At 33.7% G+C, this 25450-nt stretch carries 26 protein-coding genes and 1 pseudogene; 24 read left to right on the top strand and 3 right to left on the bottom strand.

The window, feature by feature from the left end:
• Positions 1-288 precede the first annotated feature (288 nt).
• The 5 genes from ACW0JX_RS16380 to ACW0JX_RS16360 all read left to right on the top strand — a co-directional run bounded on the left by ACW0JX_RS16380 (position 289) and on the right by ACW0JX_RS16360 (position 4654).
• Entirely contained in the window at positions 289-633 is a 345-nt protein-coding gene (locus ACW0JX_RS16380) for a winged helix-turn-helix transcriptional regulator (protein ID WP_459244933.1), read from the top strand.
• A gap of 191 nt (positions 634-824) precedes the next feature.
• A complete protein-coding gene (locus ACW0JX_RS16375; RefSeq protein WP_000816339.1) occupies positions 825-1151 on the top strand; it encodes a winged helix-turn-helix transcriptional regulator in 327 nt (108 codons plus the stop codon).
• A 285-nt stretch (positions 1152-1436) separates the two neighbouring features.
• Complete coding sequence (locus tag ACW0JX_RS16370) at positions 1437-2609, top strand: cyclopropane-fatty-acyl-phospholipid synthase (RefSeq protein ID WP_098127960.1); 1173 nt, start codon at positions 1437-1439, stop codon at positions 2607-2609.
• Positions 2610-2822: 213 nt separating this feature from the next.
• Positions 2823-3884: an oxidoreductase gene (locus ACW0JX_RS16365; RefSeq protein ID WP_098127962.1), complete on the top strand. Its 1062-nt coding sequence runs from the start codon at positions 2823-2825 to the stop codon at positions 3882-3884.
• A 32-nt stretch (positions 3885-3916) separates the two neighbouring features.
• Positions 3917-4654 (top strand): GntR family transcriptional regulator, encoded by a 738-nt coding sequence (locus ACW0JX_RS16360; protein WP_000146276.1) that lies wholly within the window; start codon positions 3917-3919, stop codon positions 4652-4654.
• Between the two features lie 52 nt (positions 4655-4706).
• On the opposite strand, the gene ACW0JX_RS16355 is transcribed toward ACW0JX_RS16360, so the two are convergent.
• Positions 4707-5051: a winged helix-turn-helix transcriptional regulator gene (locus tag ACW0JX_RS16355; protein WP_000860831.1), complete on the bottom strand. Its 345-nt coding sequence runs from the start codon at positions 5049-5051 to the stop codon at positions 4707-4709.
• Positions 5052-5629: 578 nt separating this feature from the next.
• Here ACW0JX_RS16355 and spxA point away from each other — a divergent pair.
• From spxA to ACW0JX_RS16300, 11 genes are all read left to right on the top strand, one after another.
• Positions 5630-6025: a transcriptional regulator SpxA gene (gene spxA / locus ACW0JX_RS16350; RefSeq protein ID WP_000236189.1), complete on the top strand. Its 396-nt coding sequence runs from the start codon at positions 5630-5632 to the stop codon at positions 6023-6025.
• Positions 6026-6072: 47 nt separating this feature from the next.
• Entirely contained in the window at positions 6073-6207 is a 135-nt protein-coding gene (locus tag ACW0JX_RS16345; RefSeq protein ID WP_000573515.1) for a BA3454 family stress response protein, read from the top strand.
• Between the two features lie 110 nt (positions 6208-6317).
• The gene (locus ACW0JX_RS16340; protein WP_098127966.1) at positions 6318-6452 is read left to right on the top strand and encodes a BA3454 family stress response protein; all 135 of its coding nucleotides are present in this window, start codon (positions 6318-6320) and stop codon (positions 6450-6452) included.
• 189 nt (positions 6453-6641) lie between these two features.
• Positions 6642-7055 carry an Rrf2-family transcriptional regulator SaiR gene (gene saiR / locus ACW0JX_RS16335; protein WP_001083465.1) on the top strand — a complete coding sequence of 138 codons (414 nt, stop codon included), beginning with the start codon at positions 6642-6644 and terminating at the stop codon, positions 7053-7055.
• Between the two features lie 124 nt (positions 7056-7179).
• Positions 7180-7515, top strand: coding sequence for an IDEAL domain-containing protein (locus ACW0JX_RS16330; RefSeq protein WP_000987464.1), 336 nt, complete (start codon positions 7180-7182; stop codon positions 7513-7515).
• Between the two features lie 72 nt (positions 7516-7587).
• Positions 7588-8277, top strand: coding sequence for a DUF3888 domain-containing protein (locus ACW0JX_RS16325; protein WP_446025783.1), 690 nt, complete (start codon positions 7588-7590; stop codon positions 8275-8277).
• A 958-nt stretch (positions 8278-9235) separates the two neighbouring features.
• On the top strand, positions 9236-10555 hold the full coding sequence (locus ACW0JX_RS16320) for an aromatic amino acid transport family protein (RefSeq protein WP_459244932.1): 1320 nt from the start codon (positions 9236-9238) through the stop codon (positions 10553-10555).
• Between the two features lie 428 nt (positions 10556-10983).
• On the top strand, positions 10984-11337 hold the full coding sequence (locus ACW0JX_RS16315; protein ID WP_000526189.1) for an ArsR/SmtB family transcription factor: 354 nt from the start codon (positions 10984-10986) through the stop codon (positions 11335-11337).
• 1 nt (position 11338) lies between these two features.
• Complete coding sequence (locus tag ACW0JX_RS16310; protein ID WP_000021461.1) at positions 11339-11779, top strand: hypothetical protein; 441 nt, start codon at positions 11339-11341, stop codon at positions 11777-11779.
• Between the two features lie 100 nt (positions 11780-11879).
• Positions 11880-13643, top strand: coding sequence for a SulP family inorganic anion transporter (locus ACW0JX_RS16305; RefSeq protein ID WP_029442866.1), 1764 nt, complete (start codon positions 11880-11882; stop codon positions 13641-13643).
• 263 nt (positions 13644-13906) lie between these two features.
• On the top strand, positions 13907-14248 hold the full coding sequence (locus ACW0JX_RS16300; RefSeq protein WP_000067658.1) for a zinc ribbon domain-containing protein YjdM: 342 nt from the start codon (positions 13907-13909) through the stop codon (positions 14246-14248).
• A gap of 347 nt (positions 14249-14595) precedes the next feature.
• Here ACW0JX_RS16300 and ACW0JX_RS16295 read toward each other — a convergent pair.
• A pseudogene (locus tag ACW0JX_RS16295) lies at positions 14596-14730 on the bottom strand (VOC family protein); the annotation flags it as partial.
• A gap of 483 nt (positions 14731-15213) precedes the next feature.
• Between ACW0JX_RS16295 and ACW0JX_RS16290 the strand changes: the two are divergent.
• The 4 genes from ACW0JX_RS16290 (at position 15214) to ACW0JX_RS16275 (ending at position 19191) form a co-directional block, all read left to right on the top strand.
• A complete protein-coding gene (locus ACW0JX_RS16290) occupies positions 15214-15585 on the top strand; it encodes a DUF1304 domain-containing protein (protein ID WP_000402473.1) in 372 nt (123 codons plus the stop codon).
• A 534-nt stretch (positions 15586-16119) separates the two neighbouring features.
• Positions 16120-16635 carry a heme-degrading domain-containing protein gene (locus tag ACW0JX_RS16285; RefSeq protein WP_135277567.1) on the top strand — a complete coding sequence of 172 codons (516 nt, stop codon included), beginning with the start codon at positions 16120-16122 and terminating at the stop codon, positions 16633-16635.
• 487 nt (positions 16636-17122) lie between these two features.
• Positions 17123-17722: a nitroreductase family protein gene (locus ACW0JX_RS16280; protein ID WP_459244931.1), complete on the top strand. Its 600-nt coding sequence runs from the start codon at positions 17123-17125 to the stop codon at positions 17720-17722.
• A 674-nt stretch (positions 17723-18396) separates the two neighbouring features.
• Positions 18397-19191, top strand: coding sequence for an SDR family NAD(P)-dependent oxidoreductase (locus tag ACW0JX_RS16275; protein WP_089171480.1), 795 nt, complete (start codon positions 18397-18399; stop codon positions 19189-19191).
• A 253-nt stretch (positions 19192-19444) separates the two neighbouring features.
• Here the strand turns inward: ACW0JX_RS16275 and ACW0JX_RS16270 are convergent, their stop codons facing one another.
• Positions 19445-20440: a zinc-dependent alcohol dehydrogenase family protein gene (locus ACW0JX_RS16270; protein WP_459244930.1), complete on the bottom strand. Its 996-nt coding sequence runs from the start codon at positions 20438-20440 to the stop codon at positions 19445-19447.
• 421 nt (positions 20441-20861) lie between these two features.
• On the opposite strand from ACW0JX_RS16270, the gene ACW0JX_RS16265 reads away from it, so the two are divergent.
• The 4 genes from ACW0JX_RS16265 (at position 20862) to zwf (ending at position 25421) form a co-directional block, all read left to right on the top strand.
• Positions 20862-21815 (top strand): LLM class oxidoreductase, encoded by a 954-nt coding sequence (locus tag ACW0JX_RS16265; RefSeq protein ID WP_000410326.1) that lies wholly within the window; start codon positions 20862-20864, stop codon positions 21813-21815.
• Positions 21816-21828: 13 nt separating this feature from the next.
• Positions 21829-22779, top strand: a complete 951-nt coding sequence (locus ACW0JX_RS16260) for an NADP-dependent oxidoreductase (RefSeq protein ID WP_459244929.1) — start codon at positions 21829-21831, stop codon at positions 22777-22779.
• A 300-nt stretch (positions 22780-23079) separates the two neighbouring features.
• Positions 23080-23571 carry a glucose-6-phosphate dehydrogenase gene (locus ACW0JX_RS16255; RefSeq protein WP_080017631.1) on the top strand — a complete coding sequence of 164 codons (492 nt, stop codon included), beginning with the start codon at positions 23080-23082 and terminating at the stop codon, positions 23569-23571.
• Positions 23572-23936: 365 nt separating this feature from the next.
• On the top strand, positions 23937-25421 hold the full coding sequence (gene zwf, locus ACW0JX_RS16250; RefSeq protein WP_098852087.1) for a glucose-6-phosphate dehydrogenase: 1485 nt from the start codon (positions 23937-23939) through the stop codon (positions 25419-25421).
• Positions 25422-25450: the final 29 nt, after the last annotated feature.

Below are 25450 nucleotides of genomic sequence, written 5' to 3'. Positions count from 1 at the left end.
TACTAACAGGTAATTTCTAACACTGCATGACTCACTCAACTCTTACAAATGCTATTATGAAATGTATTTTACATAATGAAAAGTACGTACTTTAAAGTGATATAGATACTAAAAAGTAATACAGGTACTTTTTGGTGCCGTACTACTCATCTGCTGTTTACGTATGCTATTATGAAACATGTTTAACACAATAAAAAGTACGTACTTTAAGGTGCTATAGATACTTAAAAGTAATATTTAAATATTTTAGCTTATTTGTCTTATAAAATTATTAAAGGAGATTTTTATATGAAAACATACAATATTCCTGTAGAGGCAACTTTAGAGGTTATCGGTGGAAAGTGGAAAGTACTTATCCTTTGTCATTTAAAGAAAGACAAAAAGAGAACGTGCGAATTAAAACAATTAATGTCTGGTATTACACAAAAGATGTTAACGCAACAATTACGTGAATTAGAAGAAGATGGTGTAATCGAGAGAAAAGTGTATAACCAAGTGCCACCAAAAGTAGAATACTCTTTAACTGATTACGGTCATTCTTTAGATTCTATACTCGATACTCTTTGTAACTGGGGAGAAAATCATCTTGAAAAGAATGGTAACACGTCTATGCTTATAACCGCAGCTGAATAAAGAAAGAAAAAACGAACGAGAATACGTTCGTTTTTTCTTTTTGTATAGAGGGAGATTTTTAAGCAGCATAATTACTTTTTTGTAATATAGGTACTTTTTTGTGCTGTAGGAACTAAAATGTGCCGTATAGAAAATTATTTATTTTTACGTAACAATAGATAAGGAATTTATAAAAAAGGAGAGGAGATCGCGTGAAACAATATAATATACCTATAGAAGCAACTTTAGAAATTATCGGTGGAAAGTGGAAGGTCGTCATTTTATGTCACTTAACGAAAGGGACGAAGAGAACGAGTGAGTTGCAACGTCTAATTCCTGAAATTTCTGTGAGAATGTTAACGCAGCAACTACGTGAGCTGGAAGAAGATGGTGTGATTACACGTGAAATTTACAAAGAAATTCCCCCTCGAGTAGAATACTCCCTAACCGATTATGGGTGGTCTTTACAAAATGTATTAAATCAATTAACCGCATGGGGAGAACGATGCATAGATAGAAAAAACACAGAAGTTAAGTGAAATCTCTATATGTAATATTGAAAACACCACCTAATGAAGAGGTGGTGTTTTTCGTTTTAAAACTTTAGAAAGTTGTTATGATGAAAAGTAAAATTTTTGAGGACCTGTTTCAGTCATGGGTACTTAAAAGTGCCTACATCACTTTAAAGTACGTACTATGCTTCATAATATAACCGTTTTATAATGACACTCGTAGCAAGAAGTCATAAAGATTTTAAGCTATGTTCAAAAAGACGTATTAACTAGTATAGTTTTTTGTTCAATTTTTTAGTAGGAGATGTTTTTATGGTTGAAGAACTTTTTTATAAAAAAATACTTAAAAATCTGTTTTCAGATCCAGTTCAAATTACACTTTGGAATGGAGAAACAATACAATATGGCGAAGGGGAACCTCAATTTCATATAACATTCCATAAGCCGCTCTCAAAAAAAGAAATTGCTAAGGATCCTTCTATTGCATTCGGTGAAGCATATATGAATGGGGACCTTGAAATAGAGGGGAATCTTGAAAAAGCAATTCAATCTATTTATAAAAGGCAGGATAGCTTTTTAGGTGATAGTAAGTTGCAATATTTCAAAAGTAAATGGAATTTCTCAAAACAAAAAAATAAAGAAGATATTGCTCATCATTATGATATTGGGAACGATTTCTATAAATTATGGCTTGATGAAACAATGACATATTCTTGTGCGTATTTCCAAAATGAACAAGATTCTTTAACGACAGCGCAGCATAATAAAGTGAATCATATTTTGAAAAAGTTGAACCTTCAAAAAGGTGATACGCTATTAGATATCGGTTGCGGGTGGGGTGAGCTCATTACAGCTGCCGCTAAGCAGTACGGTGTGAAAGCGATGGGAGTAACATTAAGCGAGGAACAATTTGCAAAGACTTCCGAGCGAATTAAACAAGAGGGACTTACGGATTTAGTTGAAGTATCTTTACTTGATTACCGCGATATTAGGAATCGTAAATTTGATAAAATTGTTAGTGTAGGTATGATCGAACATGTAGGAAAAGACAACATTACGCAATACTTTGAAACAGTTAACAAACTACTAAATGATGGCGGGATTTCTCTGCTACATTGCATTACTTCTCCGGCTAATGGTGGTGCTACGAATGGTTGGATTGAAAAATATATATTCCCTGGTGGGTATGTTCCTGCTGTTAACGAATTAATCACGAACATGACAAACGAACAATTTTTCATTGTTGATGTGGAAAGCTTACGTAGACATTACGGGAATACATTACAACATTGGGCTCAAAATTTTGAAAACGTACTAGAGGAAGTTCGCAAAACGAAAGATGAGCGATTTATCCGCATGTGGCGTTTATATTTAAATGCATGTGCAGCTTCGTTCTTTACAGGTAATATTGATTTACATCAATTTGTATTTACAAAAGGGATTAATGATACAATTCCGATGACACGTTCGTATATGTATGAATAAGAGTATATAACCAAGTAGCTCTCAAGTCGTTGAGTATAAATAAAATGATGATAGGATATAAGTCTATAACGTAAAGTCGAGATGGGAATCAGAAAATGATTTCTATCTCGACTTTTTTATATATAATTTTGAAATTAAAACTATATACTTTTAAAGATAAAAATATATAATAAATGTAGAAACGAAAATTTATGAGCAAGGAAGTTGAAGAACATGACATTAACAATGGGCTTTATTGGATTTGGAAAATCAGCTAACCGTTATCACCTACCTTATCTAAAGACACGTAATAATATAAAAGTAAAAACAATTTTTGTACGTCAAATAAATGAAAAATTAGCGGCTCCATATGAGGAAAAAGGTGTTTACTTCACTACTGATTTAGACGAATTGTTGAATGACAAAGAAATTCAAGTCGTGACGATCTGTACGCCAGCACATACGCATTATGAATTAGCAAAAAAAGTTATACTAGCCGGAAAATCAGTTATCGTTGAAAAACCATTTTGCGATACAGTAGAACATGCGAAAGAATTATTAGCTTTAGGACGAGAGAAAGGTGTAGTCGTTATGCCTTATCAAAACCGTCGTTTTGATGGTGATTTTTTAGCTGTAAAGCAAGTAGTTGAACAAGGATTCCTTGGTGATATTATTGAGATTGAATCACATATTGATTATTTCCGTCCTGGTTCAATCACTCATGAAGCTCCAAAAGAAGAAGGTTCATTTTACAGTTTAGGTATTCATACGATGGACCGCATGATTTCACTATTCGGCCGTCCAAATACAGTGACATACGATATTCGTAATAATGAAGTGGAAGGTGCGGTTGATAACTATTTCGATGTTGGTCTACATTATGGAAATCAGTTGAAGATTAAGCTGAAAACGAACCATATCGTAGCGAAAGATTATCCACGCTTTATCGTTCATGGAACAAATGGATCATTTATTAAATACGGTGAAGATCAGCAAGAAAATGATTTGAAAGCGGGGATTATGCCTGAGAGTGCAGGGTTTGGTGAAGATTCACCGATGTACTATGGAGTTGCTAAGTATCGTAATGCAAATGGTGACTGGATTGAAAAACAAATTAAAACACCGCTTGGTGATTATGGTCGTTTCTATGATGCAGCTTATGACACAATTGTAAATGGTGCACCAAAACTTGTGAAAGACGAAGAAGCGGTAACGAATATTGAAATCTTGGAAAACGGATTTGCTGCCCCATCACCTTCAGTCTACAAACTTGAGGCTTTACATTTGAATGAATAGAAGCGAGTATGCAGTATAAAGGAGGTATGGAAATGGCAAGCGGATCAACACAAGTAAAATACCTCGGCATTTATCAAAAGATTAAACAGCAAATTTTAGACGGTGAATATAAAATCAATGAAAAAATTCCGAGTAGCCCCGTCCTTGCTGAAGAATTTGATGTTTCAGCACTTACTATTAAAAAAGCGCTGGATCTGTTAGTAAGAGACGGCTACATCATCCGCCGGCGCGGAAGTGGAACAGTGGTGCAAGATTGGCGTCAGCAGGAAAAGGCACGAATGATTCAAACTTTAACAGGTACGAAAGCTGTTTACGGCAGTGAGGTAGAAAGTAAAATTATCGAGTTTGCGATTGTTGGTGCTGATGAAGTAGTTGCTGAGAAATTGGGAGTTTCAATCGGTGATTTCGTCTATAAAATCATTCGCCTCCGCATCATTCACAGCATTCCGACGATTATGGAGCATACATGGATGCCAATTTCGGTTATCCCAGGTGTTAAGGCTTCTGTTTTAGAGGAGTCGATATACTCACATATTCAAAATAAACTTGGTCTTGAAGTAGGGACATCTGTTGTCAGGGTTAAAGGAATTCGCCCAGATGATAGGGAAAAGCAGTTTATGAACTTAACAAATCAGGATTTCCTCATGCGAGTTGAACAAGTAGCTTACTTAACGGATGGACGAACTTTTGAATATTCTTATGCAGATCATCTACCGGAAACCTTTGAGTTTGAAACAGTCATTACGGCAAAAAATTATAAAGAGACATAAAAACTGGTTGAGGCAAGTATTGTCTCAACCTATTTTATGTCTTCTACAGTTATTATTCATCTGCTGTAATCAGCATGGATGTGTTCCCGGTTTTTTCAAGATGAACTTCTCCCCAGGAACAGAGGGAATCGAGTATAGCTCCTAAAGACGAACCGTAATCCGTTAAAGAGTACTCTACTTTTGGTGGTACTTGGTCATATACTTTCCTTTGGATTACACCATCTTCTTCTAGTTCCCGTAATTGTTGGGTTAACATTTTTTGCGTAATACCAGGCATTAAACGTTTTAATTCACTCGTTCTTTTTGTTCCTTTTTTTAAGTGACAAAGGATAACAACTTTCCACTTTCCGCCAATAACTTCTAAAGTCGCTTCTACAGGAATATTGTATGTCTTCATAAAAAAACTCCTTTGATGAATTTAGATTACAGTTGTGAGCCTACATCCGTTGCAATACTAAAATTATTTCTTTTTAGTACCTATAACACTTTAAAGTGTGTACTATTTATTGTGCTAAATATCGGTCATAATAACCGATGTAAGAGAGAAATAAGCAGAATGGCACTTGAAAATGCATATGTTACTTTTTAGTACCTATAACACTTTAAAGTACGTACTTTTTATTAGGATGAATATAATCCATAATAGCACTTGTAAGCAAGAAATGCGTGAAATGTGCTTTGAAGGAGCCATCATGCTATGGGGAATTTTACATGAGAATAATTTGTTGTGTTATTAAAATTAATCCAAGACTTAACAGTTGATTAATTGAACTGTAAAGTTTAAAATTACAGTAAGATTTTTAAAAGTGAGTTGTTAACGTCTGTAAAATGTGGCATGAATAATAGAGATAAATGAAACATTGCTGAATAATTAACATTATGTGAATTTGATTCTAAACTGTAATTTTTTTTAATACATTTCAATAAGCGATATTTAAAATGTACGTTTAATAACATTAAAGGAGTGAGTTAAATATGGTAATTCTATATACAACAGCAAGCTGTGCTTCATGCCGAAAAGCGAAAGCATGGCTTGAAGAGCATCAAATTGATTATATTGAAAAAAACATCGTATCAAATTCTATGACAGTTGATGAGCTTAAATCGATTCTTCGTTTAACTGAAGAGGGGGCTACTGAAATTATTTCAACTAGATCCAAAACTTTTCAGGACTTAAATATAAATATTGATGAGCTCTCGCTAAATGAATTTTATACATTAATAATTGAGCATCCACTAATGTTGCGTCGCCCGATTATGCTGGATGAAAAAAGATTGCAAATTGGTTTTAACGAAGAAGAAATTCGCAAATTTTTACCACGTAGTGTCCGAACATTTTTAAACATTGAACTGCAAAAGTTGGCTAATTAATAAGTAATAGTATGAAAGAGAAATTTTTTGAAAGGAGGAAACTGAAGGTGATAGAAGTATGCGTTACAGTTAATTATAAAGACAGAAACTATCAAACAAATGTCATTGTGAACAAAGATACGATTTGGACAAAAATTGAACAGTTGGCAGAAGAACAAGTGAAGAAACAGTGGGGTTTTTAAACTTAATTATTTAAACAAATGAAGTTATATGCTAGAGATTATAACTAAATTCAAAATTTTTCAGGTATTAAATATAAATAAGAAATTTTCTTGAAAGGAGGAAGCAGAAGATGATTGAAGTATGTGTTACAGTTAATTATAATGATAGAAATTATCAAACAAATGTTATTGTGAGTAAAGATACGATTTGGAAAAAAATTGAACAGTTGGCAGAAGAACAAGTGAAGAAACAGTGGAGTGTTTAATTTTCTTTTTAACTTAAAAAGCTAAATGAAGTTATCAGATATAGGTGGGACGGGATAGAATATAAGGGAATTAATTTTTTATGGCAAGAAGCATTCCACATGTTTTAACGTTCTAACCAATCTGTAATATTTATGGCTACAGTATGTTAATATATGAGAAACAATATTTTTAATCGTAGGAGGAAAATCATGAACAGCGACTTTACCTTGGCCATTCACAGTTTAACTTATTTAGCTTTACAGCCAGACCGGATGTCAACAAGTAATGCTATTTCAGAAAGTGCAGGTGTTCATCCAGTACGCATTCGCAAAGTACTAAGTTTGTTAAAAAAACATAAGTTTATACAATCGAAGGAGGGGACTGGTGGCGGTTTTATTTTCGCTCGCGATTTAGATGAAATTAATCTTTGGCATATTTATCAGATAACCTCTGAAGGTGCTTTGCAGCCGAAGTGTCCGGAATCAAACAATCAGTGTGTTGTAGGTTCGAACATGCGAAAAGTTCTTTTCGCTATTTTCTTAGGTGCTGAAGAACATCTAGGTGAATACTTAAAGAATTATACAATGAAAGAAGTTGTTGACCTTATCAATCAAGAGCGTTAAGCGGCTTAATTATTATATAGCCGTGAGTTCTTAATACTTAAATGTAATGAAAAATATTACAGTATAATTTGTTTTTATATCTTTTTTATCGTCACAAAAAATATTTATAGGAAGGTGAAACGGTATGATGTCAAATAATAATCATGTTTTAAAAGTAGGAGATTGGGTTCGTGGAATATCAAATGAAGGTGAATTAATAGTTGGTTATATTGTATCACTTGATGATGTAGAGGATATAGTTACAGTTAGTATTGTGAAACGTGACGGCCAGTACACAATAAACGAAGCGATTTTACTCTTTAGTAAACACGTTAACAAACTCCCTGAATCAAAGGTAATAAATAAGGAACAAATCCTTTATCTTATAGATCTTGCATTATTAACAGGGGATGAAGAATGGTTTATCGAGCTTTCTTCAAAATTAAACTCGATAAACGAGCTAGTTAATGGGGGAGTTTAATTTTTTAGCTTATGCCCTAATCAATAATATCCTCTCTTTTGTTGCATCTTAATAAAAGAGAGGATTGATGTTATGAAAATAAGATTAACAATGGTTAGCATCATATGTCTGTTTAGTTTTTTATTACCATGCATTTCTGCTCAAGCAATTGTAGAAAAGGAAAATGATATAAACAGAAATTTTGGCATAGATTTAACCGGTTATGAACTTTATTCGTTTGGAGACTTTAACCAATTAGATTATAAGATAACGCCACTTACTCAGTTGTTTTTAGGGATAGTGCAAACAGAAGGTGAGTGGATTAATGAACCACGATTATATATTAAGGGAAATAAAGGTTATTTTCATCTTTTGAAAGCGGACGGTACGAATGTTCTTTATACCGTTGAAAAGAGCGGGGATTTTTGGAGGATTATAGATGTAAAAAGAAAGAAAATCAACAGAATACCTGTACCCAAAAAACTTTTAAAAGAAGTAGTAATTGAGCTCTTATTGGAGCCGATAAGCAAAGAGGTTGAAAACTATTATAAGGAACCAAAACTTTGGTATCGAGGTTCTGAAAAAATACTTGAAATAAGAAAAGATACAACAAACTATACTTTTTATGTAACTGTTCAAATTCAAACTTTTGAGGGTGCACACAATCCGCCTTATGGAGAGGACACAATTACTTTTCGCATAAAAGGAAATGATCTAAAAACGATTCATTACAAACATAGAGATATCTCTGAAGAAGAGTCGAACAAACTAGAATTAAAATGACATTGAAGTGATTTGTTTGTGAATCCTTGATAACGATAATTATGTAAATGAGCTGTCCATATGGGGCAGTTTTTTTGTTTTTTGCTCAGTGTATTTTTTAAAAAATGTATATGAATTCAATATTGATAATATATATCCTAAAAATTGGTTTTTGTATTTTGTGAATCTCTTCTTTTTGTCTACATTAATTATTTATTAGAATATCTTTTGTGTTTAAAATAATTTTTTTTGATAAAAGGGGATATAAGTATTTTTAGAATGAGTCACCTAGAAGGACAATATATAATTGTATATTTTTACTAACTAATTCAGCTTTACGCGATAAAAACAATGGCTACATGCTAACTGTAAAATATTATCCATATAAAATTATTCTGCTTTAATATTTCTGAAAATATAAAAATATTAATTTTATAAATATACACGTTATAATGAGGGCGTCGAGAGAAATTTTATTATCTCTGGAGAAAATATAAAAAATGCGATTCTTAGTAAGAAAGGTGTGTGATTAGAGGCGAAATGTATGTAATGTGCTTCAGTGGCTTGTGTAAGCAATATCATCAGTGCTACCGAAGTTATGAAAGTAATGTATAGAATTGAGAAAGAAATGCCTCGCAAATGAAGAGAGGCCGGTTTAGCTAAAATTACTGTTAAAAGTAAAAAAGAGAAACCATTAAAGTAATACACTGTTATTAGAAATGTTGCAACGTATTTATGAAGTCTATTCTATATTGTTCTCTTAAGGGGTCTTTATATAAAGAGCGGATACTTTGAGTAAACTTTTTTGTGAACGCTAACAATTATATTAGGACGCTAACTAGCGAATGTTTCAATTTGGATTCATTATGATGAAGGACATACAATGTGGGGCAACTTGTAAGGAATTCATTTTCCGAAAAGGGAATATTTGTTAGATGCAAAGAGGGATGTAGGAATAGATACAAGGGGGAGTTATTATATGAACGGGAATACTGCAAAGAAAATAGAAGTTCAAGCTGAAAATACCGCACTAAAAAATGAGCAATATGCAGATCCGAAAAAGTGGCATAAGCAGGATACTACATGGGCACTCAGTCTATTTGGAACTGCAATTGGAGCAGGGGTGCTCTTTTTACCGATTAATGCAGGTTCAGGTGGTTTATTATCTTTACTACTAATTACATTGCTTGCATATCCAGTTATGTACTACTCACATAGGGCACTTGCTAAAATGATATACGCTTCTAATTCTGCTGATGAGGGGATCACAGGTACAATTAGAGAGTATTTCGGAAATAAAGCGAGTATCATTTTTAACATCGTATATTTCGGTTCAATTTATACAATCGTACTAATGTATTCGGTTGCGCTTACAAATACTGCAAGTAGTTTTATCGTGCATCAATTGCACATGGCAGAACCTCCAAGGGCTATTTTATCACTTGTATTAGTTCTTGGTCTTATCGCTATACTAAATTTTGGTCAAGATATTACTGTAAAGGTAATGAGTATGTTAGTGTATCCTTTCATAGTTTCTCTACTTTTTATCGCAATATCTTTAATTCCACAGTGGAATACGTCAATGCTTAGTTTTTCAGCTGTTTCAACTGCTTCAACAGGAACAGGCTATTTTGGGACGATATTGATGATTCTACCAATCATCGTATTCTCATTTAATCATTCACCTATGATTTCATCATTTGTTGTGAAACAGAGAGCTACGTATGGAATCGAAGCCACTGATGCTAAATGTGCGCAAATACAAAAGGTTTGTTATATCATGACATTCGCTGTTGTTATGTTCTTCGTTTGGAGTAGCGCATTGAGCTTGACTCCAGATGATATAAAAATGGCAAAAGAACAAAACTTATCAATCCTTTCATATCTTGCTAATGAGCTTAATTCGCCTGTAATCACTATTGCAGCTCCAATTATTGCTTTTGTGGCTATTACAAAGTCTTTCCTTGGCCATTATATAGGAGCATTCGAAGTAATGCGTGACATGATTATTAAGTTCGGTAAATCACGTGGAAAAGATATTGAAGAAAAAACAATTAAGACAATAATCCTTACTTTTGTTGTATTATCATGCTGGTTTGTTGCTTATACAAATCCGAGTATTCTTGGACTTATTGATTCTCTAAGCGGTCCTTTAGTTGCTGCTATCTTATGTCTATTACCGATGTATGCGATTCAAAAAGTACCAGTACTAGCTAAATACAAAGGGAAAATGAGTAACGTATTTGTTATTATTGTAGGTATACTTACAGTTTTAGCAAGTATTAAGTCATTATTCTAATTCACTACTGTTGGTTTTAGTATCAAAATAGTTGGATCTGAGAAAATAAGGAGCAAGTTTTGAATAGTTTTTTTCAAAACTTGCTCTTAAAATATTCTAAGGAATTAATTTTACAAATAAGTTTATTCATATTAGTCATCTAGCGTTTTGGTCATATACTCATCCAATATTATCAAGACCTAAAACAAAAAAATTTAAATATCAAGCGCCTAACGTATTATATATTCCTAATATGTTAGGCGCTTTTATTTTGGATAATAAATTTTGAACCTAAATTTGAATAGTATATTTCTCTATTTGATGCTTATTTAATATTGTAAAATTTGTATTGAAAATTCGAGGTTTTAAAAGTATCATATACATATTCAAACATTTGAAGGTGTATATGATACTTTTTGAAATTGAGGAAAAGTAACGGAGGGATTTCAATGGGAAACGAAATGCAACAATTTAAAGCAGATTTCTTTAAAGCCTTAGCACACCCTTTGCGAATAGGTATCTTAGAATTATTGTCAGAAGGTGAAAAAAGCGTAAACGAAATTCAAGATATTCTAAATAAGGAAGGTTCAGCTGTTTCTCAGCAATTAAGTGTACTACGTTCAAAAAATATTGTTGTTGGTAGGAAAGATGGAAAAAGAGTTTTATATTCTTTACGAGACCCTATTATTGTGGATTTATTGGTGGTTGCACGGAAGATTTTTAACAACCATTTAATCGATACGATTTCAATGTTAGAAGAGCTAGATGGAGCAGAAAGTGAAATGATGGCTAAGGAGGGATAGGTTGAGTATTGAGGTTAAGAAAGAAGATATCATCCAACATGGAATTGAAACATTTCGCTCATTAGGAGCTCATTACGTTTGTGAAGTTTGTATAAAAAGTGGAAATTCTTGTTGTTTTTCATGCCAACATTTACAAGATGGAGTTGGATGTCGAAAAAGAAATACTGCTTGTACAGCTTGGTTATGTGGAATTCAAGGTTTTTTATTTGATCAAATAGGATTACTGGATGAATGGAATCGTTTTTGGAGTGAAATTCCAGGACAAATGTTTCGTAGAGATATTACTCCAGATAAGGTAAGGATTAGATCGTTTATTGATACAAAGAAGCTAGATAGTCGAGCCGGAGAACGTTTAGCAGAAAGATTGAAATCCTATGTACAACAAGGTGGAGATATAGGTGAATTGGAGTGTCATTTAAGTAAAACATATAGTAAATATTAGGGTGTTTTTTATTTTTGTGAAAAGGACAATTTTCTGTATAAGGGACCGAGAAATACATTTGTAATCCAGATCTATTAAAAATAGAAAAGAAGGGTTTGTAATGAGAAAGTTATTTACAGGAAGGTTTGAAGGATATTCATTAGCACATTTTCAAAAGGATCTTCTTTCAGGAATGATTGTTGGAGTTGTTGCGATTCCACTTGCTATGTCTTTTGCTATAGCCTCTGGTGTTAAGCCAGAGTATGGGATTTATACAACCTGTATTGCTGGAATACTCATTTCACTGTTTGGTGGTTCGAAGTATCAAATTGGAGGACCTACAGGTGCTTTTGTTCCGATTCTTTTAGGAGTTGTAATTACCTATGGATACGAAAATTTACTACTCGCGGGTTTGTTAGCTGGAATTATTTTATGTCTTATGGGAATCTTCAAACTAGGCTCTTTAATTAAGTTTATTCCACGTCCTGTAACAATTGGTTTTACTTCAGGTATTGCTGTTATTATCTTTACGGGACAAATTGCTAGTTTTTTAGGTTTAACAGGTATAAAAAAGCATGAGGAATTTCTAGCAAATTTGAAGGAACTCTTCACTCATATCAGTACTACCAATTTTTATAGTGTTATAACTGCTTTGATTTGCTTTTTTGTTATACTCATAACACCAAAGATTTTACCAAAAGTACCTGGTTCATTAGTAGGTGTTGTTATTTCAACTGTAATTGCAACTGTATTTTTCTCAGGTCATGTACCTACTATTGGTACAGCATATGGCACGATTACAAATACACTTCCTCAGTTTGATATACCAGAAATCACATTAGAACGTATAAAACAGTTAATTGGTCCTGCATTTGTTATTGCGATGCTCGGTGGAATTGAGTCGCTTTTATCCGCTGTCGTGGCAGATGGTATGACAAATAGTAAACACAACAGTAACAAAGAGCTTGTCGGTCAGGGGATTGCAAATATTGTTACCCCGTTATTTGGCGGAATTCCAGCGACTGGAGCAATTGCTCGTACAGCGACTAATATTAAGAGTGGGGCTGTATCTCCGATGTCGGGTATTATTCATGGGGGATTTGTGTTATTGACACTTTTACTGTTAGCTCCATATGCTTCACATATTCCTCTTGCTAGTATGGCTCCCATTTTAATGGTGGTAGCTTGGAATATGAGCGAACAAAAACATTTTTATCACATACTCAAAATGAAGACAGGAGATTCCCTTGTATTACTAGTAACATTTTTACTTACTGTATTTACTAGTTTAACAACAGCTGTGGAGATCGGTCTTATTTTAGCTGTTATTTTGTTTACAAAACGTATGAGTAATATGCTTGTTATATCTAAAGTGCTTCCTGATCATACAAAAAAGAATGAAAAATTGTTATCGCATGTGGTAAATAAAGCTCATGATTGTCCACAAATTAGTATTTATACAATAGAAGGCCCATTATTCTTTGGGGCTGCTCAAACATTTGAACAAAATATTTTAGCGACTATTCATTATAAACCTAAAGTTTTAATTTTACGTATGGGAAAAGTTCCTTTTATTGATACCACAGGAGAGTCTTACTTTAGGAATATTGTTCAGCACTTCAAAAAACAAGGTGGCGTACTTCTTATTTCTGGAATTCAATCAGAGCTAAAAGCCAATCTAGATAAGAATGGATTGTACGCTGAGATTGGGAAAGAAAACTTTTTTGATCATACAGGGGAAGCAATTAATTGTGCTTTAGGACATCTGAATACAAAAAAATGTATAGGGTGTAAGCATTTTGCTTTTCATGAGTGTACAGGGCTTTCTCAGCAATCGCAGGAAATCAATACAATAAAGAATAAAGTAAATGCATTAGATTTTTAAAAATTTCACTTCACATACAAAGTTTGTTTGATTTAATCTACTTTTTCATCATTTTATTAAAAAATAGAGAAGAAGAAAGTTTGCTTTGGAGAATGTGGAGAAGATTTTTTACAAGGTGTGAACAAGTAGTTTTTTTATACATTCAACAAATAAGTATCAAACAGTAAGAAGAGAATATTTTCCGTATATTTAAACGGAAAAGGGAAATTAAAAATAATATTTATTTAATAGAATACACGAAAACGAGTGGAGGAAATAAAAATATGTCTAATTTACCAAATTGTCCAAAATGTAATTCAGAATACACTTACGAAGATGGGAATCTTTTTGTTTGTCCAGAATGTGCTCATGAGTGGACTTTAGAATTAGAAGCTGAAAATAGTGAAGATACAAAAGTAATTAAAGATGCAAATGGAAATATTTTAAACGATGGTGATTCTGTAACAGTAATTAAAGATCTTAAAGTAAAAGGAACTTCATCAGTTGTAAAAATTGGTACAAAAGTAAAGAGTATCCGATTAGTTGATGGAGATCATGATATTGATTGTAAAATTGATGGTTTTGGAGCTATGAAATTAAAATCTGAATTTGTTAAAAAGGTATAAATACAATTTTGTTACATCAAAATTAGTTTGAAGTTAATGAATATACACTGTTTTTCAGCTGTACCCCGTGCCCAACAACTTAAGAATTTCGAATTACCTTGAAATGATAAAATGAACTTTTGGTTATGATTCAGCAGATTTTTTTGGGGAGTACCATGAAATTTTAGCTTGCTAGCAATATAGTACAGCCGAAATATTTGAAATAGCTATAAGACTATTCTTTCGATGGTATGATGAAAGATGTGGAAAAGGAATAGGTGTCAATCAGACCTCAATATTAATCTTGACCATTAGCAACAAAAAACCACCTCTCATAAAGGTGGTTTTTCAGTATTAATATATTTTAATTAGTCACGTCTAAATGGCCCTTTTGGAGCAATTAGCTCTAAATTAGTACCATCTGGATCGGGGAAGTAGGCAACTCCTGTACCAATTCCAGATTTCTAGCCATCTTCTTGAAAGATAATTGGTTCTCCATATGGGTGCTATCTTATGCCCATCAGGCTAACAAAATGGATTGTCTCTGAAACAAAAAAATGATTTTTATTACTATAAAAAACGTAAAGTATCTGTTTTTAGAAAAAATTAATTTTTATAAATTGATGGAGATATAACTCAATTCTTTTATATATTTAGTTAAATATGATTGTCAGAATAAACTTAAAGTAATTATGATTTCTAGAAATACGAACTGATGTTTTGAATTGGTTTAAAGTTGCTAGAACAAAATAAAACCAATTGAGCAAAAAAACTTGCAAAAATAAAAAGAGAGATGTATATTGATTGATGTATCAATAATTGATATATCAATTAATATTTTGACAAGAAAGAAAAGGAACATTTTATGAAGGAAATGTTCGTAAATATCAGTGGAGAAGAACGCAAAATACTTATTCATGTTCTATTACAGATGCAAAAAAATGTAGAGAATATTAAAGAATAGAGAGTGTAGGGGGCAGAATAGTGTGGAAATAATCGCAGCTATTTTAGTCGGGATCGTAGCATTAGAACATTTGTTTATCATGATCCTTGAAATGTTTTTTATTGATTCAAAAGTAGCGAAACGTGCTTTCAAATTACCGAAGCATTTAGAAGGAGATCGAAACGTAGCCATTATGTTTGCAAACCAAGGTTTATATAATGGATTTTTAGCGGCTGGTCTCATTTGGGGACTTGTACTTGGACTCAATCCAATTGGTTATATGGTCCAATTATTTTTCGTGATTTGTGTGGTGGTAGCAGCTATTTTCGGAGGTTTCACATCTAATAAATCAATTATTGTGAAACAAGGACTTCCAGCTGTTTTAGCACTGGTTGCCCTTTTATGTATGATATAGAATCAAAGTTTCTCAATAAAAGAACTCATTTTTGAAAAGAATACGCTATTCTTTCTTTAAAATTATAGGAAAGGATGGCGTTTTTGTATGTCTATTTCTATAAGTAGTGAATTATAACTATTCCCTCAAGGGACTCAACTGCTTTTCAGCTTTTGGATATATTTTCATCCATCTTTGTTTCCTCCTATTGTTGGATAGTGTAATAATTGATAAAAATTTTGATGAAATTGAATTATAACGACTGATCAAAAAAGTTAGTGATTAAAAATATTATTCTTTAGTACATACATTTTTAAGATGTTAAATATATTTCATAATAGTCTCTGTAAGATAGGGATAAATAGAATAGTACTTTAAAGTACCTATAGCACTTTAAAGTGCGTACTTTTTATAACTTTGAATATCATTCATAATAGCACCAGTAAGAAGAAAACAAGCTTTACGGTACTACTAGTTACCAACGATGTTACAGCAGTTTATTTAGAGTCAGATTGATTGAAAGGTTGTACTATATGGCCTAATAATTTCGCGAAAATGTCGGTGTGGCATAAAACAATTATGGAGGTTAAAGATATGAGTACTTCAAATTTGAATGAAATAAGTAAACAAATTTTAAAAGAGGAGGAAACGCTTCAATTTTCCTCTTTTACAAATGAAGATGCCTTGCAACTAGGTTTATTTATCGTTGAAACAGCAAAGCGAGAGGGGAAATTGATTGCTGTTGATATAACGAAAAATGGTGTGCAATTATTTCATTTCAAGATGACAGGGACAAATGCGGAAAATACGAAATGGATTGAGCGTAAAAAACGAGTCGTTTCCCTGCATGATCGTAGCTCGTATTATATGCAGATACAAAGTGAAATAACTGGAATTTCATATAATGAAAAATATCTTTTAGATACTTCGGAATATGCTGCGTTTGGTGGATGCTTTCCTATCAGGATAAAAAACGTAGGGGTTATTGGAATGATAACAGTTTCAGGATTACCACCAGAAGAAGATCACGAATTGGTAGTAAGAGCAGTTAAAAATCATTTGAAGCAATAGTAAAAGTAAATGTGATGGTTAAGTAAAAGCCAAAAATGAACATATTATTGTTCGTTTTTGGCTTTTTATTATTTTTTCTTATAGTGAGGCTAAGGGGATTCTTTTACAGGTAGTACTTAATTGTGCACTGTTCTTTGAATTGCATCGTTTTGTTCGAGTAAGCGAAATTGCTGTAATTGAACCTGCTCTAAATTAATGTGAAATTTGGTGATTAAAGTAGCTACATTTCATATTTGTGTAAATATGAAACAAGCAGGATACATGAATAGAGAATGGGTAAAATAATACCGAATGATCACTAGATTGTATCAATGATGCTATAAGAGTTTTTTTAGGTAAACTGAAGCAAGAAGCAGTGGTTTAGATTCAGAATGACTAGCAATTGGTGTTATGGTGTTCGATGGTTCAAAAATGAACTCATTTCAACTCATATTCTCTTCGCAATGTATCATTTTGAAGAATATTAAAACTTAGGAGGAAATGAATTATGACAAAAGATTTCTATACTGTACTGAAAGAAAGACGTACTTACTACGGAATTAATAAAGAGGTACAAGTATCAGATGAAAAAATTAAAGAAATCGTGGAGTTTGCTGTGAAATATACTCCATCAGCTTTCAATTCTCAAACTGCGCGATTAGTTGTATTATTTGGTGAAGCTCATAATAAATTATGGGATATTACAACTGAAACATTAAGAAAAGTAGTTGGAGATGGAGATTTCTCAGGAACGCAACAAAAAATGGATTCTTTTAAAGCTGGTTATGGAACAGTACTATTCTTTGAAGATGAGGCTATCGTTAAATCGCTTCAAGAAAAATTTGCTGCATATGCTGAAAACTTCCCAATTTGGTCACACCAAGCATCAGGTATGCACCAATTAGTCGTGTGGACAGGTTTAGAAGCAGAGGGATTAGGGGCATCTTTACAACATTATAATCCATTAATTGATGATGAAGTAAAAACAGAATGGAATGTTCCTGCTAATTGGAAACTGATTGCGCAAATGCCATTTGGTAATCCAACGGCTGCACCAGGAGAAAAAGAATTCCAACCACTTGAAGAGCGTGTGAAGTTTCATAAATAATAAACATTATTCATAAGGAATGAGTAAAAAGATTCTAGTTATGAATTCAATCACAAGTGTAACGATATACATTAAAAAAACACGAAGACATTTAAGTCTTCGTGTTTTTTTGATTCATTTTTGAAAGTGATAAAGGAGTATAATGGTTTTTAGTTAATTAGAATAAAAATAATCTTATAACTGTATGTAAGAATGTGTGATTTTACAACCTTTTCTATGATAGAAAAGGATACTACGTTAGTAAATGTAAAGGGTTAGAAATTATGGTTTATGGGTTACTTTTTTGTTCCTATGGAACTTTAAAGTGCGTAATTTTCTTTATCGTTAATATATATCATAATGGTATTTATTAGTTGGTTTTAGCGTTACTCTGTTGTTGATGTGATTTTTTAACATTACAATGATTAGAATCAGAATTATCGAGTAGATCTAAATGATGATAATTTCGATTTTTAATTCAGTACAGAGTACAATAGCTAAATAATTTTCGTTTATCCCGCTATTTGCCGGGCAGTAAGACCCCCACTGATTAAAGTTTCACTTTATACTCTTTCGAAAAAAGGGTGGATCTGCTTATTTTCTGTTAAAGATAAGAGAAGTGAACCACAATATAAACGTAATTATTTATTCCAACGTAAGTCAATCATGTAGCACATGAATTTGGAGGGATCTATATGCATATGCAATTAAAAGGAAAAACAGCACTGGTTACTGGATCTACGGCAGGGATTGGAAAAGCAATTGCCACTTCATTAGTAGCGGAAGGAGCTACTGTACTTATTAATGGACGCCGTGAAGAAAATGTTAATCAAACGATAAACGAAATTCGAGCGCAGTATCCTGATGCTATCCTTCAACCCGTAGTAGCTGATTTAGGGACAGAACAAGGGTGCCAAAATGTGATTAAAAAGTACCCTGAAGTAGACATTCTTATTAACAACTTAGGAATTTTTGAACCTGTAGAATATTTTGATATTCCTGATGAAGATTGGTTTAAATTGTTTGAAGTCAATATTATGAGTGGTGTTCGACTTACTCGCTCGTACTTGAAAAAAATGATTGAAAGAAAAGAAGGAAGGGTTATCTTTATTGCTAGCGAAGCAGCTATTATGCCATCTCAAGAAATGGCTCACTATAGTGCGACTAAAACGATGCAACTCTCACTTTCTCGCAGTTTAGCTGAGCTGACGACAGGAACGAATGTGACTGTTAATACCATAATGCCTGGTTCGACTTTAACGGAAGGAGTGGAGACTATGTTAAATAGTCTTTATCCTAATGAGCAATTGACAATAGAAGAAGCTGAGAAGCGATTTATGAAAGAGAATCGACCAACCTCTATTATTCAAAGACTTATTCGACCAGAAGAAATTGCCAATCTTGTCACTTTCTTAAGCAGCCCACTTTCTTCAGCAATTAATGGTTCCGCGTTGCGAATAGACGGGGGATTAGTACGTAGTGTGTTTTAAAAAATTAAAAACAACATAATATTCTGTTGAAGGTAAAGATGGTAAGGCAAATGAGTTGTATTTTATCTATTAATGGAAATATACAAAAAGTAAATTGCGACATGCAAACAGCCGAATTTTCTACTATAAGAAAAATTCGGCTGTTATTTTTTACTTGTTGTAAAGGATGGAAAGCTTTTAAGGTTGTGGCACGCCTCTTAAGACAAAGATAAGGCGAAGCAATCCCGCTGTTATTTGTATTATTTAGTGAAAGTTACCAAACGTTTTTCAACACTATTTTCCCAATTGCTTTATTTGACTCCAAATATTCATGTGCTTGTGCAACTTCATCAAACGTAAAAGTTTTAGAATCTAGCAATGGTCGAAGGTGTCCTTCTTCTACTATTTGCGTTAGTTTAGTTAAAATTTCCCCGCAAGCGTCACGTTTATCTGTATGTAATATTTTTAACGCCATAAAAGTAACGTACAGAGAGAGTCCTTTTGCGTGTAAAGGAGAGAGGTCATGGGTTGAACGAGCTGCAATTGTTACGACAGTTCCGTTGACCGCAGCAGCTTCAAAAGAATGATCAAGATTCTTGCCGCCTACTGTATCAAATATAACTTCAAATCCGTTTCCGTTCGTATGTTTTTGTACATATTCTTGAACAGATTCTTCTTTATAATTAATAGCTATGTCGGCTCCTAGACGATGGGCGATGTCTATTTTGCTTTGCTGAGAAGCGGTTGTAAAAACTTTAGCGCCTGCCCATTTAGCTAGTTGAATGGCTACGTGTCCTACGCCACCAGTAGCTCCATGAATGAGAACATTTTGACCAGGTTTAATATTTGCACGATCAAATAAAGATTCCCAAGCTGTAATTGCAACTAATGGTAGAGCAGCTGCTTCTTCCATTGTTAAATTTTTAGGTTTGTGAGCAATTAATCGTGCATCAGCAAGCATAAATTCTGCAAGTGCACCTCCAGTTTCTTTAAAACCTCCGGCACATCCGTATACTTCATCCCCTGATTTGAATTTCGAAACACCTTCTCCTACTTCAATAACAATACCAGCTACATCGCCGTGTAATATAGCTGGAAACTCAGGAGCGACTGCTGAAACAGCGCCACTACGCATTTTTGTATCGATTGGATTTACACTTGTTGCTTTTACATCGATTAGAACATGACCTGGTAAAAGTTTTGGTTTTGAAACTTCTTCTAATTGAAATACAGATGAATCCCCAAAAGAATGGATAATTTGTGCTTTCATAGTTTATACCTCCTGTTTGTGGTTATAGCATAGCAAAGTACGAAAAATAAGTATAATATTTTGAATTTGGTTAGTGAGAATTTTATATAAAGAAGTGGAAAGTGCATGAAATGAAATAATGTAACGTACTTCTAAAAACTACTGTAAAGCTTTTTGAAGAAAGGGTAGATGTTATTTTTGCAGCATGATTTATTATTACTCACTTAGTATAGGTACTTAAAAGTGCCTACATCACTTTAAAGTACGTACTGTTATTCATGTTATGGCCGATTTATAATAACACTCGTAGCACAAAGAAAGTTATAACGATTACAATCGGCAACGATGTGGTGTTACAGCATTGTCTATGAAATTTGAAAAGAAATATTAAGAGTAAAGAAAAGTATAGATTTATATGAATGAAGGAAAGTGAGTGAAACACATGGAAAAGTTTGCGAATCATTTTGGATATAATCGTATGTTTGCGAAAGATCAACTTACATTAGGAGTTCACATTCCGATTGAAAATTATCAGTTTCATGCTCCAACGATGGAAAAACAAGTAGAGTTAGTACAAAAAGCGGAACAATACGGTTTTACAGGTGTATGGCTTCGCGATGTATTACTGCAAGACCCTGATTTTGGTGATCCTGCAACAGGTCAAATTTACGATATGATGATTTATTTGACGTATTTAGCAAGCAAAACAGAGAAAATCGCATTTGGAACGTCGGCAACTGTATTGTCACTTCGTCATCCATTGCGTGTGGCGAAAGAAATTGCTACATTGGATCAACTATTTCCAGAAAGAATTATGCTTGGCGTTTCATCCGGTGACAGACGTGCTGATTTCAAGGCGTTAGGTGTTAGTCATGAAACACGAGGTGAAAAGTTTAGAGAAGCGTTTGCTTACTTGGAAGAAATTTTGTATAAAAACTTCCCGTCTATCCAGTCGACACTAGGAGAAGTTCATGGTGCGAATTTAGTTCCAAAACCGTCTAAGCATATTCCAACCTTTATTACAGGTTTTAGTCAGCAAAATATGGACTGGTTCGCTGAACATGGAGATGGATGGATGTATTATCCACGTAGTCCAGTACATCAAGCGGGAGCAATTGGACAATGGAGAGAACTAGTAGAGGATTATCATCCAGATGTATTCAAACCATTTATACAACCGATGCATTTAGATTTATCTGAAGATCCAAATGAACGTCCTACACCGATCCGTTTAGGTTACCGTACAGGGCGTAAGGCACTAATTGAATTACTTGATATATATAAAAGTATTGGTGTGAATCATTTATTCCTTGCTCTATTTGATGGTCAACGTCCAGCTGACGAAGTATTGGATGAGCTAGGAGAAGAAGTACTACCTCATTTCCCAGCATTGTAAAGGAGTGTAAAGAATGAAAGCAATAGGACTTATGCAATATGGAGATAAAAGTGTACTACAAGAGATTGAAATGCAGAAACCGCTATTGGGAGACAACGATATACTGATTGAAGTATATGCAGCTGGTGTAAATCCTGTGGATTGGAAAATACGTGAGGGTTTACTTCAAGACGTAATTTCCTATGACTTCCCGCTCGTTTTAGGATGGGATGTTGCAGGTGTAGTTGCTGCTATAGGAAAAAACGTAACAGCATTTAAAGTGGGGGATGAAGTATATAGTCGTCCAGATATTGAACGAAATGGTACTTATGCAGAGTACGTGGCTGTAGATGAGAAGTATGTAGCGAAAAAACCGAGAAATCTATCTTTTGAGGAAGCAGCATCAATCCCTCTAGTAGGTTTGACAAGTTGGCAAAGTTTAGTGAAATTCGCTAATGTTCAAAAGGGTAATAAGGTTTTAATTCATGCTGGATCTGGCGGGATTGGTACGTTTGCTATTCAGCTAGCAAAAAGCTTCGGTGCACATGTTGCAACTACGACTAGTACGAAAAACATACAGTTTGTAAAGGATTTAGGCGCTGATACTGTCATTGATTACAAAACAGAAGATTTTTCTTTGCTTTTGCATAATTACAATATTGTATTTGATGTGTTAGGCGAGGATGTACTAAAGGAGAGTTATAAAGTACTTGCACCAAATGGAAAGTTAGCGTCTATCTATGGTTCGAAAGGTATGGAAATTCCGCAAACTGAAATAGCAAGAGAGAAACATATTCAGAGTGACCATATATTTACTGAACCTAACGGATATGAACTTTCTCTTATTACAGAATTAATTGAGGACGGGAAGATTAAACCTGTTGTAACACATGTGTTGCCTTTACATGTAGAAGGCGTAAAAAAAGCACACCACATAAGTGAGTCAGAACGTGCTCTTGGCAAAATTGTATTGAAGAAACATTAGTAAAGTATGAGGTTTTAGAGACAATATTTTGCTAAGTAGCGAATGAGCTTATATATTCTATTCTAGCAATTGTTTTAAAAGGGAGAGAACAAATGGATTCAATGACATTTCTTTTATCCCGCATTAACGGGCAGTAAGACCCCCGCCTCAAACTTCAGCGGAAGCAAAGAAGTTAGGTGGGGGATCAACTGCCCGTAAAAGCCCGATTGGTTCAACTAATAATCAGTGGGGATGAACAACACCCCCACTGATTAAAGTTTCACTTTATTCGGAGCGACAGGGGATTTAGCGAAACGCAAAATTTACCCTGCTTTATATAAACTATTTAGTAATCAAAATATACCACAATCTATTTCGATTATCGGTATTGGCAGAAGGGCAATGTCAGATGTGGAATTTCAAACAAAGGTGGAACAATCCCTTGCTACATTTTCTAGAATATCTTCTGATGACGAATCAGGAGTAGAAGAATTTATTAGCACATTTCGTTATTGTCAATTAGATACAGCGAATATAGTGGGCTATCAAGATTTACTGAGCCTTGTAAAAAAGCGTGAAACAGAATTAAATATTTCTGAAAACCGTATGTTTTATCTATCTGTTGTACCAGAAGTATTTGATGTGATTGCTTTAAATATTAAAGAGAGTGGATTGTGGACTACAAAAGGATTAAACCGTCTTATTATAGAGAAGCCTTTTGATTATAATGTAACGTCTGCTCGCGAGTTTAACCGAAAATTAATTGAAGATTTTGATGAAACTGATATTTATTATATCAATCATTATCTTTGAAAATGAATGGTAACTAGGAATACACTTAGAAAAGTATTACAAAATAAATAGTATTTAATTCAAGACATTTTTATTGACGATAATAATTTATGTGGTTAATATACTAGACATAGGATTACTTAATTACTAAAAGTAATTAGATATAAAATATTTCGTTAAGTTCTATAAATAAGTAAGTTGCAGTAGAAATGCTTTGAATTGCCACTATTAATATTGGGGACAATGAGAGAGCGAAAGGTATAAAAAGAATTGGAATTAGATAACTCTTTGTTTTTTATAAAAACAAGAAGTATAAGAGTATGAGCTTCTGTACAATTCATTTTTAGTATATTGAAGAGGATTATACAACAAGAGGGGGACTGAACTTGGAATCAATGACCTTTGTTTTATTTGGAGCGACAGGGGACTTAGCGAAACGCAAAATTTACCCCGCGCTATATAACTTATATAGAGATCAAAAGCTTCCAAAGCAAATATCTGTTATCGGGCTTGGAAGACGTCAAGTATCTCATGAAGATTTTCAAGAAAGAATAAAAGAATCAATAGAGACGTTTTCTCGTCAGAGGGAAGAAGGTACTCCGGAACTGGAAGGTTTTTTAGATAATTTTCGCTATTGTCCATTAGATGTGAGTAAGCCGGAAGACTATGAGAGATTATTACAAGTCGTTCGTGAAAGGGAAGAAGAACTACATATAAAAGGTAATAGAATGTTCTATCTTTCAGTTGCTCCTGAATTTTTCGAGACGATTGCTTTAAATATTAAGGAAAGCGGACTTGATAAAACGGATGGATGGAAACGCCTGATGATTGAGAAACCGTTTGGGCACGACCTTACATCTGCTCGTGAGCTGAATGATAAGCTTAGTCGCACGTTTGAAGAAGACGAGATATACCGTATCGATCATTATTTAGGTAAACCGATGATTCAAAATCTTGAAGCGCTAGAATTTGCAAATCCTGTTCTCCAGTCGATTTGGAATAAAGAACATATAGCGAATGTACAAATTACAGCTAGTGAAACAGTTGGGGTTGAAGAAAGGGCTGGATATTATGACCAGGCAGGAGCCATTCGAGATATGGTTCAAAATCATATGTTACAAATATTAATGATGACTGCTATGAATCTGCCGGAAAAGGTTAATGCGTGTGAAATTCGAGAGGAAAAACGAAAAGTAATGGAGACGCTTCGTAAAGTGAAAAAAGAAGACGTTCAAAACCATATCGTTCGCGGTCAATACGCTTCAGGAGAGATAAAAGGCGGGCAAGTTGTAGCATATAAAGAGGAACCAGGAGTAAATCCTTCTTCTAACATAGACACATTTGTTGCTGCTCGCTTGTGGATCGATAATCCGTTTTGGACTGGCGTTCCATTTTATATACGAACAGGAAAACGAATGAAAGAAAAGTCTACTCGTATTGTAATCGAATTTAAAAATACGTTAAAACAGCAATATCAAGATAATAATCCAAATGCAGAACCTAACTTATTAATAATTGAAATTAGCCCAGGTGAGAACGTTTCATTACAGTTAAATAGTAAAAATCCATTGAAAAATGGAGAAATTGAACCGATGCGTATTAACTTTACTTGTGAGCAAGCGGATGTGGGAGTACCTGAAGCGTATGAAAGACTCATTCATGATGCTGTGAGTGGAGACGCTACATTCTTTGCACATTGGAGAGAAGTTGAATTGTCATGGGAATGGGTACAACCAATTCTTGAAGCGTTCGAGGAAAACTTATTACCGCTTCATGAATATGAGTCTGGTTCATATGGTCCAGAAGCGTCTAATGAACTGTTGCAAGAAAGTGGATTTAAATGGTGGTTAGATCAAGAGACGGAAAAATAAGTACTTTCTTTCATGAAAGCATTTAGGGG

The organism is Bacillus sp. C-3-6 (assembly GCF_054509685.1).
Note: the sequence above shows the minus strand (reverse complement) of the source record. Positions and strands in the feature narration are given on the sequence as shown.